At 38.5% G+C, this 18,011-nt stretch carries 9 protein-coding genes; all 9 read left to right on the top strand.

All coding sequences use genetic code 11. The features are described from left to right. Positions 1-7: 7 nt before the first annotated feature. The 9 genes from ACC612_RS07475 (at position 8) to ACC612_RS07515 (ending at position 18,010) form a co-directional block, all read left to right on the top strand. The gene (locus ACC612_RS07475; protein ID WP_371853874.1) at positions 8-3,448 is read left to right on the top strand and encodes a hypothetical protein; all 3,441 of its coding nucleotides are present in this window, start codon (positions 8-10) and stop codon (positions 3,446-3,448) included. Continuing rightward, a complete protein-coding gene (locus ACC612_RS07480; protein ID WP_371853875.1) occupies positions 3,445-5,586 on the top strand; it encodes a hypothetical protein in 2,142 nt (713 codons plus the stop codon). Before ACC612_RS07475 ends, ACC612_RS07480 begins: the two co-directional genes overlap by 4 nt. Further along, positions 5,583-6,029: a ribonuclease III domain-containing protein gene (locus tag ACC612_RS07485; protein WP_371853876.1), complete on the top strand. Its 447-nt coding sequence runs from the start codon at positions 5,583-5,585 to the stop codon at positions 6,027-6,029. The genes ACC612_RS07480 and ACC612_RS07485 overlap by 4 nt, the downstream gene beginning before the upstream one ends. 84 nt (positions 6,030-6,113) lie before the next feature. Further along, positions 6,114-7,226: an exonuclease SbcCD subunit D gene (locus tag ACC612_RS07490; protein ID WP_371853877.1), complete on the top strand. Its 1,113-nt coding sequence runs from the start codon at positions 6,114-6,116 to the stop codon at positions 7,224-7,226. 3 nt (positions 7,227-7,229) lie between these two features. After that, positions 7,230-9,629, top strand: coding sequence for an ATP-binding protein (locus tag ACC612_RS07495; protein WP_371853878.1), 2,400 nt, complete (start codon positions 7,230-7,232; stop codon positions 9,627-9,629). Positions 9,630-9,909: 280 nt separating this feature from the next. After that, positions 9,910-10,425 carry a BREX-3 system P-loop-containing protein BrxF gene (brxF, locus tag ACC612_RS07500; protein WP_371853879.1) on the top strand — a complete coding sequence of 172 codons (516 nt, stop codon included), beginning with the start codon at positions 9,910-9,912 and terminating at the stop codon, positions 10,423-10,425. Beyond that, positions 10,422-14,162, top strand: a complete 3,741-nt coding sequence (locus ACC612_RS07505; protein ID WP_371853880.1) for a DUF6079 family protein — start codon at positions 10,422-10,424, stop codon at positions 14,160-14,162. The genes brxF and ACC612_RS07505 overlap by 4 nt, the downstream gene beginning before the upstream one ends. Before the next feature lie 66 nt (positions 14,163-14,228). Continuing rightward, the gene (locus ACC612_RS07510) at positions 14,229-15,338 is read left to right on the top strand and encodes a YhcG family protein (protein ID WP_371853881.1); all 1,110 of its coding nucleotides are present in this window, start codon (positions 14,229-14,231) and stop codon (positions 15,336-15,338) included. Further along, entirely contained in the window at positions 15,335-18,010 is a 2,676-nt protein-coding gene (locus ACC612_RS07515) for a DNA methyltransferase (protein ID WP_371853882.1), read from the top strand. The genes ACC612_RS07510 and ACC612_RS07515 overlap by 4 nt, the downstream gene beginning before the upstream one ends. The last annotated feature ends 1 nt before the right edge of the window (position 18,011 follow it).

Below are 18,011 nucleotides of genomic sequence, written 5' to 3' on the forward strand. Positions count from 1 at the left end.
TGTAAAAATGAAACAAATTCTTGAACAACACTGTCTGGATGATACTGCAAATGGCTTGCTTCTACTCAGCATGCCTACTGGATTTGGTAAAACATATGACGTATTGAGTTTCATCTACGAAAATTACCAGAGATTTGCTGATCAAAACAGAAAGATTATATTTGTAACAAATCTCAAGAAAAACCTTCCTTATGATGAGCTAAGGGAACGCTTCATAACCGACGGCAAGGAAGATGCCTATGATAAACATGTCTTGTTCATTGATTCAAATTCCAAGACTGTAATAGAAAACCTTCCATATCTGGATGCATTTATTCCTGATAAGTTCAAAACAGATATTTATTCACAGTTAATCAAGTCTATTAAAATTTTGAACACAAATCCTTTTAATAAAACGATATCAGAAATCTTCAGAAAAGATATTGAGAAAAATCTGGAACCTGCTTTTAGAAAATCGATTGTTGATGACCTTTATCGTAATTTTGAATCTAAGAAAAAACGTCTGGATGCTATTGGAGATGATTCCAATTATCAATGGATTGGCAAACTATACCCTGCTGTTTTTGTTGAAGATAAGACAATTCTCTTCATGAGTATGGATAAGTTTATTCTGAAGAATTCGCCTCTTGTAGAAAAGTCATATTATTTCTATAACAAATATAGTGACAACTCTTTAGTCTTTATTGATGAATTTGACGCGACTAAAGAAACTGTATTAAATCGCATAATAGAATCAGGTATTAAGCATCATGTCAATATGCTTAACCTGTTTTTAAACATACATGATCGTCTTGTGCAGAGTGAGTTTCCAGAAAATCTTCTCAAAGAATCAAACCACAGGAAATCACAGAAAGAACAGAATAACTGGCTTTCATTTGATATGATGGCTGACATTTTCAAGCAAAAAGCTGAAAAAATATTCTATAAATACCATTTACATCACACATGCAAGTCTCATGATGTTATTTCAACTACCAAAAGGAACTTTCTGTTTTATGACTATCAGTTCCATCATGTCCTTGATACTAAAAATAAAAGGATAGAAATTGAGTCTGACTCAACTAACCGTATAAATTGGATCAAGACTGTGGCATATGGAGATAAAACAGATGGTATCAATGTTCACAGTTTGTTGACAGATATCGCTCGATTCCTGACTTACTTCCAAAAAAGAGTTAGCAACCTAGCCGAGAACTATAAGCATCTTAAGCAGGAAGAAGATTCATGTAAAGAGGAGTTTCCACTTGAATCATCTGTGCGTACAGTTCTTAATCATTTCAGGTTGGATAGGGATGATGTAGAATTTCTCACAAAGACCATTATGGAAGGAGAAATTCCTTATGGACGGAGATCAGGTACTCCATCTCTAAAGAACCATGGATTCTATGATTCTGGTTTTAGATATTATGATATTGTGGACAGCGACGAGCATGACACTCAATCTAATATTTACATGTACAACTTTTCCAGGACACCTGAATCCTTCCTTGCAAATATTTGTTCACAAGCAATGGTAGTTGGAATATCTGCCACTGCAGGACTTCATACAAATATAGGCAATTATGATCTAGATTATTTACGTTCCTGTCTTGGTAATAGATTTGTCCGACTTTCAGGAGAGCAATTGGATAGATTGAAAGAACAATTTTGTGAGAGGACTCAAGGGTATGATAACGTTTCAATCAAAACGAGTTTTATTGAAGCAGAAGATCCACTGATCAAGCTTGAAGACTTATTAAAGGATAAAGAAGCCGCTTTAGCACTTAAAACCAGGGTCCAAGTTCATAACTCAGAGGATGATGATCAGAGCATAGAATACATCCTATCTCGCTATACTCGAATCCTCACGGTTTGGAAATACTTATTGGATAATCCTGATATCAATTCCTTTTTGTGTTTTTTCAATAAATTTCCAGAATTTGAAGATCCCAAATTCGATTTAAAGATAATTCATGATTTTGCACAAATGATTGCAGAATCATCAGATATCGCTATCAAAGGACCTGTATGTGAAATTATTCAAGTTCTAAAAAGTGACGACTTTGAAATAAATAAACATAAACTATTATCTGCTATTGGAGAAGGGAAGAAGCGTCTGATCATATCGTCCTACCAAACATTAGGTGCTGGACAAAATATGCAGCATCCAATTCCAGAATCATTCCAACCAGTACAGATCAATGATTTCATTGAAAGAAAAGAAATGGATATCGGTGCTATATATCTGGATAAGCCTACAAATATTCTCGTAAACATATATGGGAATGACATTAAAGATGAAGATTTCATCAAATACATATTCCAATTAGAATTTCTTGTTGAAAATGGTTCAATATCTCCAAAAGCATTTAAGAGCAAGCTCGATGAAGCTTTTCATAGACATGTAGGTAAATACAAATTAAAAAGGAATGCTGAAGACTTTACTGACCTTTATCAAACCAATGCATACACACGTTTCCTTAATAAGGTGATAATTCAGGCAGTTGGACGAATATGCAGGACGAACATGAAGTCACCTGTGATACATATCCTTGCAGATTCATCGATAAGAAAAAATTTGGCCAACTTCCATTTGCCTGAAGATGTGATACCTGTCCGCGAATATACTGCTTTAAAACAATCGGCAGCTGAAGAAATTATAGTTCCAGAAGAAATTGTTTACTTTGAGAACAGAGCTTCGAGTCGAAGTGGTAGAACTTCATCGTTTATTCATCAGCAATTGAGAACTCCTTGGGATGAGAATAACATAAAGACCTGGCAAGGTCTTAGAGAACAGGTACTTAAACATCCAACAATCATTGACAAGAACAATTGTGATCCAAGGTGGAGTCTTATCTACATTGACCTTCCAGTTACAGGGAACCACTATAGATATTCTCAGGAAAGAGATTATGGAGAAATAGATGTCTTTTTCTCAGAGGACAGAGGTATTCAGGAAGTCAGTGAAAAGGCTGCAAGACTTGCTGAACTGATGTCGATAAAACCTTTGTTCCAGCTATTTTCTGAAAATGGATGGGCTACATGTTTTGAAAAGGGTGAACTTATAATTGCACCACCAATCTTCAATAATATCTATAAAGGAGCATTGGGAGAGGTCAGTGGGAAATTCATTCTGCATGAGTTCATGGGAATTGAACTTCAGGAACTTGATGTTTCGGAATTTGAACTTTTTGATTTCAAAACATCAAATAACATCTATTTTGATTTTAAGTTCTGGGACGATACATTTGCTGTTAATGCAGAGGATGTAATTGCAAAGATTCGTGGTAAAATGGAGAAATGCAATGCAGAGAAGGTGCTTATTGTAAATATTCTCGGTAATTCAGAAGCGTCTTTCAAGCCAATAATTTCTACAGATGGTAAAATTATAGAAATTCCATTTATCTGCAAAAATCAATCCATCAGCAGTGAAGCGTTAAAATTTATCGGAGAGGAGTGCTATAAGTGAGTATCCAAACAAATCTTCTGAAATTTGACTTTAACATTGAAGCTATTAAACGCGATTTTGCATTTATTCGGTTTACAAGGCAGAACAAAGGTAATTGGAATGGTGCTCATCAATTAGACCTTCTAATTGGAGATGATTACAAAGCACATGCTGTGATGTATGAATATAGCAAATATGCGTATGCGATGTTCAAAAGACAAATCGGTAAACATGAACTTGATACTTATGAACTTATATCAAGGATTAGAATAGATGGCGATTTTTCAGAAGAGGCTGTCATTGAAGTTTCTCCGAGTGCATTGAGAACTGATGATTTTGCTTGCATCTGCGAAGATTGGCTTGCTCAAATTTTGATAAATTCACTTGCATCTTCCAGATCACGCTATGAACAATTCTATTACTGTAATCTTACAGGTGGATTATTTGTTGTTCCTGATCAGAATTTTAAAAAGCAAGATTATATTGATGCTGCCAGAGTCTCAATTGATAGTAATAATCATCTGCTTAAAGTCGAAATAAAACGTTTTAGTAAGCTCATAGCTATTCGTAGAGACATAAAAGCAGAAATAATAGATGCTAAAAAAGTAGATGAACATCAAAAATATGTTTTGCATGAAGGAACGGGTACTCTTCGTCGATGGCTACCTAGTGATGGGAAACCAGATGCAAAAATAACTTATATTCCAGTTGGTTTTAGGAATACAAAAGCTCACCTTGATTTTATCAACTTTGGTTCAGTCAGAGATTATGACCGAAGTCGAGTAGGTATTTTGCATCAAGTTATAGATGGTATTGAAGAACACCTTTCTGAGTATATGTCAATTGAATTTAGACAATTGGATGAACCACATACCATTGAATTAACAGAAACTATCTTAAAAGACCCAAAGCATCTTCGTTCAAAGCTTGATGGACAACCTATCCATATAGTAGATAGAATCGGATCAGAAGAATCATCAAATATGGTTAAGACATTAAAGGAAGCTTTTTCTCCATACCTAACAGATCATAAATTGATAACCGTAGGAAAAAGAGATAAAAAGGATTCTTTTAACTTTCGAATCATCTATAATAAAGAGCATTATGAAAAAAATAATAAGAAAGATGAATACTTGGCATCTGATTCCAATAGTTATAGACAAAATATAACAATAGATAATAAAGAAGTACTATCGGATGAATCTTCAACAAACTCAATGATTAAAACAATTGTCAAAGAACAATTGATTAAGAGAGATATCGGAGAGGGACACTTAAGCCTTTTTGATTGGACTAAGTTAGAAGCAAAAAAGACATGGACATTTGCGAGTTATGATCAAAAAGGAAAAATAATTGTATTCATGGATATTTATCCAGATGGTCATTTTGATCTCAGATCAATCAATCCGACTTCTCTTAATTGGTATGGAGAAAATGAAGAAGATGTGGAGTTACTTTCAGAGGTAAAACGTAATTCCCGTAGAACCCATCTTTTTCCAGAAGGACTTATCATTTCTGGAAATGGAGACAAAAATCTGATTTACAGTACCGAAGAAATAACAATTCCGTATTTCGTCCAAATCAAGGAGGTTGTTAAAGAAGTTGATGCTGAATTACCCGAAGGAATGCGAACAGGGATTGAGTTGTTTTCTATTGTTGAACAATGTTTTGCTGAAACAAGTGATTTAAAACTTGAAAGAGTGAAGCAATTAAAAGAAGAGCTGAAAATGCTCGCCTCTCAAGAGCTCTCAAAATTAAAATTTAAGGGAATACTGAATTCTTGTCTTGGGAGAAATTCAAAGGAAGCAATTCAACTAAGAAGCACCCTTTACGATAAATATGGCGTGAGGCTACATTTTTCAAAGAGCAAAGATAATCTAAATACATTTTTTGATTCGTCTATAGACATAAAATATTTTGGAGAAAATGAGTCTGAAGCATTTTATTTTGTAGGAGCACGTAAGGATAGTGTATCTAAGTACTCGTTCTCAAATGCCTGCCATCTTCGTAAGATTAAAGCTGTTAATGATTCGAAACTTGTATTCAAAGACATACTTCCCACAATGGATGTAGATTTTGTAAGAACAGGACAAAGTACTGTTTTGCCATTCCCATTCAAGTATATACGTGAATACATGGAAATGGAGAAAGATCAATGAGTTGGAAAATCATGTTGAATATTGATTCTATAGAGACTACACTTGGATATCAATTCAAGAATCAAAGTTTACTGGACCAGGCTCTTACGACTAAAGCATATTCAAATGAGCATGAATGCAGAAATCAGAGTGAATTTCAAACTATAGGAGATGCTGTTCTGAAGCTAGTTCTAACTGAAAAAATGATGCTGAACGGTAATTCTACAAGGGGAGCTATCACTATACAGAGGAGTGAGGCAGAAAAGAAAGAAGGGCTTGCATTAGTTGCTAAAAAATTAGGTATCACGCATCACATAAAGTTAGGAAAGGGTCAATTAATTCAGAATCATGTTGAAAGTGACCACTTACTGGCCGAGACAATGGAAGCAATTGCAGGTGCCATCTATTTAGATGGAGGTTTTGATAATACTAAGAATCAGATAGCTATGTGGTTTGATGAGTAGTTTTCAACCACAACATTATAAGGTAATTCGATATATATTTGTATAAAAAAGTTAAATAGGTTAAAAATAAAATGGAGTTTAGGAATGGCTAGTTTTCTTCACACAGCAGATATTCACGTAGGTGCTAAGTTCAAAGGTCTTGGAGATGAAAAAGGAAATATTCGTAGAGAGGATATTCTACAAACTTTACGTAAGATTGTTGATCTGGTAATTGACAGAGATCTGGATGGGCTTTTAATTGTGGGTGACCTGTTCGATGAACGTGCTGTTAATGCAGCCACAATTTCAATGGTTTCAAGTGTTCTTTCAAAACTTGGTTCATCTGGCAAGTGGTGTGTTATAGTTCCAGGGAATCATGATCCAATTGGTGATGATTCACTATACAATAAAGCGAGTTTTCCAAGTGACACAATTATCGTAAAAGATGCAGGACGATTTGAACGAATTGAACTACCTGGTTTGATTGTTTTTGCAAGTGCTTTTAGTGAAGAAAACAGGACAGTTCCGAAGTTACAAGAACGAAATTTTGAAACGGTTGAAGGTACACCAACAATAGTTGCAATTCATGGATCTGTAGAACCAGCTAATAATCTGTGGTCCAGTAATGCTGAAGGTTCACAATATTGTCCTATCTCAGTGAACGACATTGAAAAGCTTGATGTAGATTATGTAGCACTTGGACATTTTCATTCCTACAGACAGGTTACTTCTAAGCCTCCTGCCTTGTACCCAGGAAGTCCTGAGAGTTTGGGATATGATGAAATAGGTCAACGTTATGTTGCTGCAGTCAATGTTGACTCAGCGGGTGTACAAATAGAAAAGATACCCGTAGGAGAAAAGACCTATGTACAGATTCCAGAATCAATAGAAGAATGGGATGAAGCCAAAATAGCTGATATATTAGAGAAGAATAGTGATAGAAATAAACTTCTGCGCTGGAAGATAAAGGGATGGGCTAAAGAGGGCAATTTCATAGATATTGAAAATATTCTAAATGCTTTCAATAACCAATATTTTGATCTTAAAGTTGAAACCGAACTTCTTCTTCCAGAGGATCTGACTATTGGAAGTGATTACTCCGCTATCAGTATATTTAAACGCAAAATGCTTGGTGCTATCAAAGAATGTGAAAATCCTGTGGAAAAGAAACGGTTAACAGAGGCGTATATGCTTGGTGTAAGCTTATTTGGAGGTTAAACAATGATAAATCTGGAAAGACTGGAAGTTCATGGATTTAAGCAATTTGCCAGCAAAGAAGAGTTCTCGTTCTCAGATAAGATCAATGTTATAACAGGTCCTAATGAAGCAGGGAAATCAACAATATTAGATGCAATTTTGGTATCATTGTTTGATTGCAAACCATCGGAAAAAGAATATTTCTGTTCATGGAATAATGGCGATATATGCACTGTTGAATTGGATTTCAATTTGGATGATGGATTATATAAAATCAAAAGAGACATCAAAAATAACAAATCAAGTCTATGGAAAAAAGTGGGAACAAAGTTCACAGAAATCTCAAGTAGTAAAAGTAAAATTACTGATTTTGTAGACAAACATTTTGGATTCAAGGAATTGCGTGTTTTTTCTAGTACACTAGTTATCGGGCAAAATGATATTACGATATTGCAGCAAAAAAACTCTGCTGAAAAGACTACATTCAATAGATTGAAAGAAATGATCGAACAGTCTACAGCGGGATCAAAAGAAGTTGATTCCTCCCTGTCAAAGGTCATTGCAAATGTAAATAATATGCACAAAGACCTCATTTCTACAAGTAGAAGAGGAGCAAAAATTCCCCAAATTGAACAGGAAATTGGTAAGCTAAACTCACAGTTTATTGAAGCTCGAACTAAAAAACAGAATCATACTAAGAATACAAAAGCAAAAGATGATCTGGAGAGTGAATTAAATCTAAAGAGTAGTCGTTTGGAAGAATTAGAAAATAGAAAAAAGCTGTACGATGCTAAAAACCGAATTGAAAAGAGGATAGAACAAATTGAAAGTGCTAATAAAAAAGCACAGAGTAGCTTAGATCAGATTTCCTCTCTTGAAAAAGAAGTATTTGATACGGAATCTGAATCGAAACCCCTTGAACAAAAATATAGTACTCTTTCTGATGAGAAACAACATAAGATCCACAGTTTAACCACTTCTTGTAATGAAGCTAAAAAACGCCTTGAAGATAAGCAAAAAGTAGCTAATGACGTAAAAAAGGAATTGGATAACAAGAATGGGATTCAGAATCAATATGATGGTTTTGATAACTATTCAGAGGAAGAGATTCAAAATATTAACTCTAAGATAAACAGGTGGAAGATAATCTCCCCCCAGATTGAAAAACAACCAGAAATTGCCTCACCTCCATCTTCTCAAAAAGGGTATATTGTTAGTTTCATTTTGGTTGTTGCAGGGTTAATTGCAGGTATGATTCTTGGCAATATTATTGCAGGTACTGCTGTAGGTATTGTCTTAGGTATTCTTGCATATAGAACATTTAATGCAAAAAGTACAGAGAAACCTGATGAACATTTGATAGCTGAAAAAAATGAGTATGAAAAAGAATTCTCTAAAATAAAATCGAATATACCTTCATTTGATCCTCTTACATTCCAAGATAGGTCAAAAGAATACATTAAACTTCTTCGAGATATTGAAGTGTTGCGCTCCAGAATAGAACAGCTAGAGGGTGATGTTTCAGCCGAAAAGGCGAGCTTTGATTCAAATTCATCAGAATTAGATTCAATTATACGTAGTATTCCAAATTATTCATATGATAGCTTTGAACACGAAGTATCTCAATTGAAAAGATACCGTGTGACAATAGAAGAGAAAAAGAAGGCATTGAATAATCTTTTAGCTAGTAACTCGAAGGAAGAACTTAGAGAATTACTTCGAACAAATGCTTCGGAGTTAATAAAATTGGATGTAGAATGGCAAGAACAGAAACTTGACTATGTGTCGTTTAGCGAAGAAGAGGTCAATTCAATAGTGAATATTGATAATCTTAGAAGAGAAGTTGACAAAATAGACCGTGAGTACGCAGAATCAAAGGGCAGAGTAAAAGAAAGTCTCAATTCAGATATTAACGACCTTGAACTAGAAGAGGAAATTGAATATCTACAGAATAAAAAAGAAAAAATGAAGTACAAAGCTCAGCTTCTAGAGATATTATTAAAGTATCTGGATGAGACTGATAAAGAGATAAAGGCACGTTTTGCACCACAGGTTGCAGAGAAAATGACACCCTGGTTATCAAGAGTTACCAATGACAAATATTCAACGATTTCCCTAAGTTCTGACATGGATCTAGCTGTCCAGGTTCCTGAGATGGAGTCATTTGTTAACATTGATACACTAAGCAGAGGAACACAGGATCAAATATACCTTGGTTTGAGAATAATAATTGGAGACCTGATTTCTGGCGAAAGGAGCGTTCCTGTTTTTTTAGACGATACCATGCATACTTTTGATGCCATAAGATTGGCATCAGTTAAAACATTCTTTGAGGAAATTTCTCAGACTAGGCAGGTGTTTTTGTTCAGTCATAACGATGCATATAAGGACTGGGGAGAACAAGGAACTATAATTGAGCTGTAGTCTTTTCTTTTATATAACATGTTAGAAAAGAAATTGTCGACATGAAAAAAATCGAAATCCTCATTTTTCTATGGACGATTAGGAACATACAAGAGGTACAGGGGAATTTACAGCAAAATAAAGACACTGCCAATAGTTGGAGGTGGTGTATGTATTTGTTTCACTTTAGTGATAGTTTAATAAGTAAGTGATGAAACAGGTTTACTATAAGGATTATAATCAAAATAAACAGGTAAGTTTAAAAATAATTAGTGAGTTTAAGTATTGATGCGGAGAAAGTATGATACATACAACTCAAGACAAGTTAAGGCAATCTCTGAAAGAGACAGATGATTTGTATTACAAACTTGTTCTGCTAGTTGGGGAAGCTGGCTCAGGTAAAACTACTCTCCTTAAAGATGTTGCTGAGGAACTTGGTATCCCAGTCATTAATGTTAATTTGAAGCTTTCGGAGCAATTACTAGAATTGACAATGAAGCAACGTTCTCTCCGTCTCTCTCAAATTTTGGATGATATTGTTGACGATGAACATTCAATAAAGATTCTGGATAACATTGAGATTCTTTTTGATAAGGGATTAAAACAGGATCCTCTTAGAATTCTGCAAAAACTCTCAAGAAAATACATTTTCATAGCATCTTGGACTGGTCATTCAGAAGATGGAAAGCTGATATATGCTGAACCCGGCCACCCAGAATACAAAAATTATGACTCAGAAGATATACTGATAGTGAATATGGACAAAACGAAAACAGAGGATCTAATAAAGTTAACTTATAGGCAGGACAAAATATGATGTATAAAGACCTTATTCAATTCGACCCAATTGAATCGGTGGTTCAGCTACGAGATGCTGACAAATCCACTACAGCTCATCATTTAGTAAATACCTATGTAATTTCAGACGAAATGGCAGAGAGGCTTACTGGTCTTGTCATTCCTCAATTACAATTCGATCAGCCAATAGATAATAAGGGAATATTGGTCGTGGGCAATTATGGAACCGGTAAATCACATTTGATGTCAGTTATTTCCAGCCTTGCAGAAGACGCTTCTTTGTTAGATTCAATAAGCCATAAAGATGTTGCCGATTCCGCAAAACAGATTGCTGGCAGGTTCAAGGTTATCCGTACAGAGATTGGCGCAACTACGATGTCATTGCGCGATATTCTGGTAGCTGAACTTGAGGAGAAGCTTGACAAACTGCAAATCAATTATGTTTTTCCTGAAGCAGGTCAAGTGATCAGCCATAAAAGAGCCTTCGAAGAAATGATGACAGCTTTCCACCAGGTATACCCGGATCATGGACTGCTTCTGGTTGTGGATGAACTCCTGGATTATTTACGTACCCGCAAAGATCAGGAAATAATTCTTGATCTGAATTTCCTGAGGGAAGTAGGAGAGGTTTGCAAAGACCTGCGCTTCCGCTTTATGGCTGGTGTGCAGGAGGCCATATTTGATAGTCCGCGTTTTGCATTTGTAGCTGACAGTATTCGCAGAGTGAAGGACCGCTTCGAGCAGATTGTAATTGCACGTAATGATGTAAAGTTTGTCGTTTCCGAGCGTTTACTTAAGAAAACAGCTGAACAGCAGGCACTGATACGTGAATATCTTACTCCATTTGCAAAGTTCTACGGTGGGCTTAATGAACGAATGGATGAATTTATCCGCCTTTTCCCAGTACATCCAGATTATATTGATACTTTTGAACGTGTCAGGATAATTGAAAAACGTGAAGTTCTCAAAACGCTCTCAATGGAAATGAAATCCATTATGAGCAAAGAGGTACCTGAAGATCGACCCGGTATAATCTCTTATGACAGTTATTGGGATACACTTAAGCAGAATGCTTCGTTCCGGTCCATTCCTGAGGTAAGGGCAGTAGTAGATTGCAGTCAGGTTTTAGAGTCCCGAATACAGCAGGCTTTTACCAGACCAGTTTATAAACCAATGGCTTTGCGCCTGATACATGCGCTGTCTGTACATCGCCTTACAACAGGTGATATATACGCAACCCTTGGTACTACGGCTGAAGAGCTTCGTGACAGTTTATTACTTTTTGAACCAATGATAGACGAGATGGGTAGTGATGATCCAGATAAAGACCTTCAAACCCATGTTGAAACAGTCCTACGTGAAATCCATAAGACCGTCAATGGACAATTCATTTCCTTTAATCAGGAAAACAGGCAGTTCTATCTCGATCTGAAGAAGACCGATGATTTCGATGCTCTGATCGAAAAGCGAGCAGAGACCTTTGATGATTCCCAGCTTGATCGTTATTACTATGAAGCTCTGAAAAGAGTAATGGAGTGCACGGACTCGACATATGTGACAGGTTACAAGATATGGCAGCATGAACTTGAATGGCGGGAGCGCAGAGCCGCACGGACTGGTTATCTGTTCTTCGGTTCTCCGGATGAGCGTTCTACTGCCGTGCCTCAGCGTGATTTCTATTTGTATTTCATCCAAATCTTCGATTATAGTGCTAAATTATCGCGCTATATCAATGAAAAGAATCCCGATGAGGTATTTTTCCGGCTGAAAGGAACAGACGATGAATTCCAGGCAGCTTTAAGAGGATATGCTGCTGCTCTGGACCTTGCTTCTACATCTTCAGGCCATGCCAAAGCGACCTACGAATCAAAAGCAAACGGATTCCTGAAGAAGCTTGTACAGTGGCTGCAGAAACATATGACTGATACTTTTGAGGTAACGTATCAGGGACGTACAAAGTTAATGGTGGAATGGGCAAAAGGAAAGTCGATCAAAGGATTTTCCGGTTTAACCTCGCAAGAGAGTGTTAATTTCCGTGATCTGGTCAACACTATTGCAGGCCTGTGCCTGGAACCACGTTTCACTGACCAGGCTCCTGAGTATCCGTTCTTCTCAGTTTTGATAACAGGAAATAATAGGGAACAAGCTGCTCAGGATGCCTTGAGGGCTATTGCAGGTCAAAATCGTACCAAACAAGCAACTGCTGTTCTGGATGCTTTGGAACTGCTAGATGGCGAGAGAATAGATTCTCATAGGTCCAGATACGCTAAATTCATTCTCGACACCTTTAAAACAAAAGGTCATGGGCAGGTTGTGAACCGCAGTGAGATCGTATTTGATGACCATGGACTTGAATATATGGATCCAAGAGCTGCACGGCTCGAACCGGAATGGGTGGTAGTGGTTCTTGCAGCACTTGTATATTCCGGTGATATTGTACTGTCTATCCCAGGCAAAAAGTTCGATGCCACAGGACTTCAGCAGTTGGCTGCCACTTCTATGGATGATCTGACCCGCTTCAAGCATATCGAACAGCCCAAGGAATGGAATTTACCAGCACTTAAAGCGCTTTTCGAGCTTTTGGGTATGCCGGAGGGTATGGCACAGCTTGTTACCCAGGGCAAGGACGAGCCTGTTCAGAATCTCCAGAATGCCGTGGAAAAGATTGTCAAACGTATCGTCACTGCACAACAGACTATGCGTGAAGGCGTTTCATTCTGGGGACAGAATCTGCTTATCGGTACTGACCTAGCTAACCAGACCGATGGAATAGACAAAGCAAAAGTATTCTTTGAATCGTTGCAGGTTTACTCAACACCTGGAAAACTTAAGAATTTCCGATATAGTGCGCAAGAGGTGTCGTCCCACGAAAAAGCAGTTATGGCACTGGATGATCTTGAGTCTCTGCGTGAGTTTGCGATGAATCATGGTTCTATCGTTTCATGGTTAACAACAGCAGAGGCGGCATTGCCTGCTGATCATGAGTGGGTTGACCGTTTGAATGCCATTCGCAAAGATATCATGACCGATCTGCAGCAGGCAAATCTTTCTGCACTTTCCGGCAAATCCCAGGAAATAAACACTAAGCTGCAGCAGCTTAAGCAGGAATACATCAATATCTACATTTCATTACATACGAAATCACGCCTGGGCGCCAATGGTGATAAGCAAAAAGCAGCATTGATGAATGATGCGCGTCTGCACACTTTAGTCAAACTCGTAGGTATTGATCTCATGCCAAGGCAACAGCTTACTGATTTTCAGAACAGGCTGGCAGGGCTTAAGAGCTGCTTCAATCTTACGGAAAAGGACCTAAGTTCCGGTCCTGTGTGTCCGCATTGCCAGTTTAGGCTATCGATGGAGGGTGAAGTTCAGGCATCTGTTCTATTGGACCAAATGGATACTCAGCTGGACCAGATAATTGATCAGTGGACTAAGACACTTCTGAATAATCTGGAAGACCCTGTCACGCAGTCAAATGTAAACGAGCTTCTCCATGAAGATTCCAGAAAACTGGTGCAGGAGTTTATATCTACAAAAGAGCTACCTCAGCCTTTAAATAATGATTTTGTACAGACAGTCAAGACCGTTCTGGCCGGCCTGCAGAAGATCCCGGTGAAGAAATCAGAACTCGTTGAAATGCTTGCAGAAATAGGGCCCGCGAGCCCGGCTGAGTTCAAGAGCCTACTCAATGACTATGTTGACAGTCTCACAAGAGGCAAGGACCCGGCTAAGGTGAGGATAGTGCTGGAGTGAAAAACATGAGCAATATGAGATGCAGGTGTACTCTTTGTCTAACTGTTCAGAGGAGCTGAATCTTTGATGGGTGCAAATGAACGTGAATTAGAAGAAGTTGATGTACTTTATAGTGAGATACGTTCTGTTTTGCAAAGTGCCCGGAATAATGCTTACCAGGCCATCAATTTTTCTATGGTGCAGGCCTATTGGCAGATCGGATTTCTGATAGTTGAACATGAGCAGAGAGGGGAAGCACGTGCAGAATACGGGAAAGCCGTATTAAGTGACCTTTCATTCCGGCTTACAAAGGAATTCGGAAGGGGATTTGATGCATCCAATCTCAGATACATGCGGCAGTTCTACCTGAAGTTCTCAAAATGTGGCGCAGTGCGTCACAAATCTCTGCCTGCCGGAAAATGTGACGCAATGAGTCACGAATCTGTTGAAAGAGGTTATGAGTTAAGGCCAGAGCTTTCATGGACCCATTACCGGCTGCTTTTGCGTGTGGAAAATGAAAAGGCCCGTGAGTGGTATATGCACGAGGCGGCTGACCAGCACTGGTCTACCCGGCAACTGGACCGGCAGATATCCACTTTGTATTACGACCGCCTGCTGGCAAGCCGGGACAAGGTGGCTGTGCGCCAGGAAGCCCGGGAAAAATTAGTGCAGGTGCAGCCTGAAGAGTTCATCCGTGACCCATATGTTCTGGAGTTCCTGAACCTGAAGGAGTATCCGGGACTGCGGGAGAATGTTCTGGAAACTGCTATTATTGATAACCTGCAAAGTTTCCTCCTGGAGCTTGGGAAAGGTTTTTCCTTTGTCGCCAGGCAAAAGAGGATGCGTTTTGAGGATACAGATTTTTACGTGGACCTGGTGTTTTACAATTATATCCTTAAGTGTTTTGTACTGATCGACCTGAAGATAGGTGCACTGACGCATCAGGATATCGGACAGATGGATAGCTATGTCCGTATGTATGAGGATAAGTTCAAGTTGGAGGGTGATAGCCCGACTGTGGGACTTATTCTGTGCTCTGAAAAGAATGAGGCTATCGCCAAGTATTCTGTTCTGAACGAGAGCAAGCAGCTTTTTGCTTCGAAATATATGATGTACCTGCCTTCAGAAGAGGAGCTGGAAAGGGAACTCAAACGTGAACGCAATTTCCTTGAGGACAGAAAGGTGATCGAAAAATGACTGATACTACTTTATATGACAATTTCTCCGAAGGCAGCAGTAAATCTCCAAAGCAGGTCACCTGCCTTGGAATGACCTTCGAAAACGAAGAAGACCGCCGCAATTATTTCACCGAGAAGCTGCGCGAAAAACTGCAGGACCCGGAGTTCCGCAAAATCGAAGGCTTTCCCATCGGCTCGAACGAAGACATCCTGCACCTGAGTGACCCACCATACTACACCGCCTGTCCGAATCCCTGGATCGCGGATTTCATCAAAGAATGGGAATCAGAAAAGCCTGATAAACCTGCAGACTTCAAGTACCACAGGGAACCCTTTGCAGCCGATGTGAGCGAAGGCAAGAACGATCCTATCTACAATGCCCACTCATACCACACCAAAGTGCCTTATCGAGCAATACAGCATTATATTCAACATTTTACTGTACCGGGGGATATAGTTGCGGATACATTTTGTGGTACGGGAATGACAGCTCTTGCTGCTTCTTCTCTCAATCGAAAATCAATTGTAGCGGATCTTAGCCCCTATGCTACCTTTATTGCATATAATTACTGTCATCCTATTAAAGATATTGACTTGAAAAAGACATGGGAAGAAGTCTTAGAACGCACAAACCAAGAAATTGGTTGGGTGTATGTATCTGAAGATGAATCCCAAAGTGGGATACTTCAATATGCAGTCTGGTCCGACCATTACTTTTGTCCAAATTGTAGTGAGGAAATTATTTTTTGGGAAATATTAGTTGATGAATCAGAACAATTTAAAAGTGAATTGAAGTGTCCTCATTGTTTGGTATTAATTGAAAAATCTGCTTTAACAAAAGTTCGTTCTGCAGATGGAGAGGTGAAACGCAGTATTGTTAAAATTTATGAATCTCGAAATGGACATAAGAATAGCAGAAAACCAAATTTTAATGATGAGTTACTTATACGCCGATGCTTAGATGTCATTAAGAACACTGAAGTTCCCACAGAACTAATGATGTTCAAAGGCGATAGATTCGGTGATATGTATGTTCCAAGACAACATTCTGGACTTACTCAGGTAAATCATTTTTATTTGCCTAGGAGTTTACTGGTTGCGAGTACACTCTACAAAAATATAAAGAGTATCTCAAATGTTGAAGTTCGCAATTATCTAATATGGGCTTTCCTATCAGTTCAAAACTACATTAATAAAAAACAATCCTATTTTGGTGGAGGCGGTGGCCAACCGGGCACACTAACAATTGCCGACATAATCCAAGAGAAAAATGCGTTAGAGGTAATCAATCGTAAAGTACGAAAACTAATTACACTATTACCAGATATAATTAATCTAATATCATCTGATAAAAGGTGTGTAATAAGTACTCAAACAGCAACTGTGAGAAGTTTTATACCCAATGCTTCTGTAGATTACATTTTTATGGATCCTCCTTTTGGACGCAATTTAATGTACTCAGAATTAAATTTCATAAACGAGTCTTGGCTTCGAGTTTTTACACAGTACTCTTTTGAAGCAATTGTTAATAAGAGTCAGGGAAAAGGAGAGGCAGAATATCGTCAATTAATGACACTATCATTTCAAGAAGCTTACAGAATTCTAAAACCAGGTCATTGGATAACAGTGGAATTTTCAAACACAAAAGCATCTATATGGAACTCAATACAGGCTGCTCTTGCTGAGGCAGGCTTTATCGTTGCCAATGTGTCAGCTCTTGATAAAAAACAAGGTACTTTTAAGGCTGTCACAACCCCAACAGCAGTTAAGCAGGACCTAGTTATCTCTGCCTACAGGCCCAATGGTGGCTTTGAAGAACGCTTCCAGAAAGAAGCCCAAACTGAAGCAGGTGTCTGGGATTTTGTAAGAACTCACTTAGAATACCTTCCAGTTACCAAATATCAAGGTGCTTTATTGCAACTGATACCAGAACGTGATCCAAGAATTCTTTTCGATCAGATGGTAGCCTACTACGTCCGTAAAGGATATCCCGTGCCAATCTCAAGCCAAGAGTTCCAGATAGGGCTTGGCCAGCGGTTCATTGAGCGCGATGGTATGTACTTCCTGCCTGAACAGGCTGCAGAGTACGACCGGAAGAAACTGACATCAGGACAGCTCATCCAGACAAAACTTTTCGTTTCGGACGAGGCTTCTGCAATCCAGTGGTTGCGTCAGCTTCTTAAGGCAAAGCCGCAGACATTCCAGGATATCAATCCGCAGTTCATGCAGGAACTTGGCGGATGGAGCAAGAACGAGCAGCAACTGGACCTGAGGGAATTGCTAAACCAGAATTTCCTCAGCTACAATAGTATTGGTGACGTGCCAAGCCAGATACATGGTTATCTTTCTACTAACTGGCCGGAGATGCGTAACCTACAGAAAGATGATCCTGCATTGATGGCAAAAGCTAAGGACAGATGGTATGTGCCTGATCCTAACAAGGCGGGTGACTTGGAGAAACTGCGTGAGAGGTCCCTGTTGAAAGAGTTTGATGAGTACAAGCAGTCTACGAAGAAACTCAAAGTGTTCAGGATGGAGGCTGTGCGGACTGGTTTTAAGAAGGCATGGCAGGAGAGGGATTATTCTACTATTATTAAGGTGGCTGACCTGATACCGAATAGTGTGCTGGAAGAGGATCCGAAGTTGTTGATGTGGTATGATCAGGCTGTGACTAGGGTTGGAGGAGAATGAG

The sequence above is a fragment of the Methanomethylovorans sp. genome (assembly GCF_041447285.1).
Taxonomy (GTDB): Archaea; Halobacteriota; Methanosarcinia; order Methanosarcinales; family Methanosarcinaceae; genus Methanomethylovorans.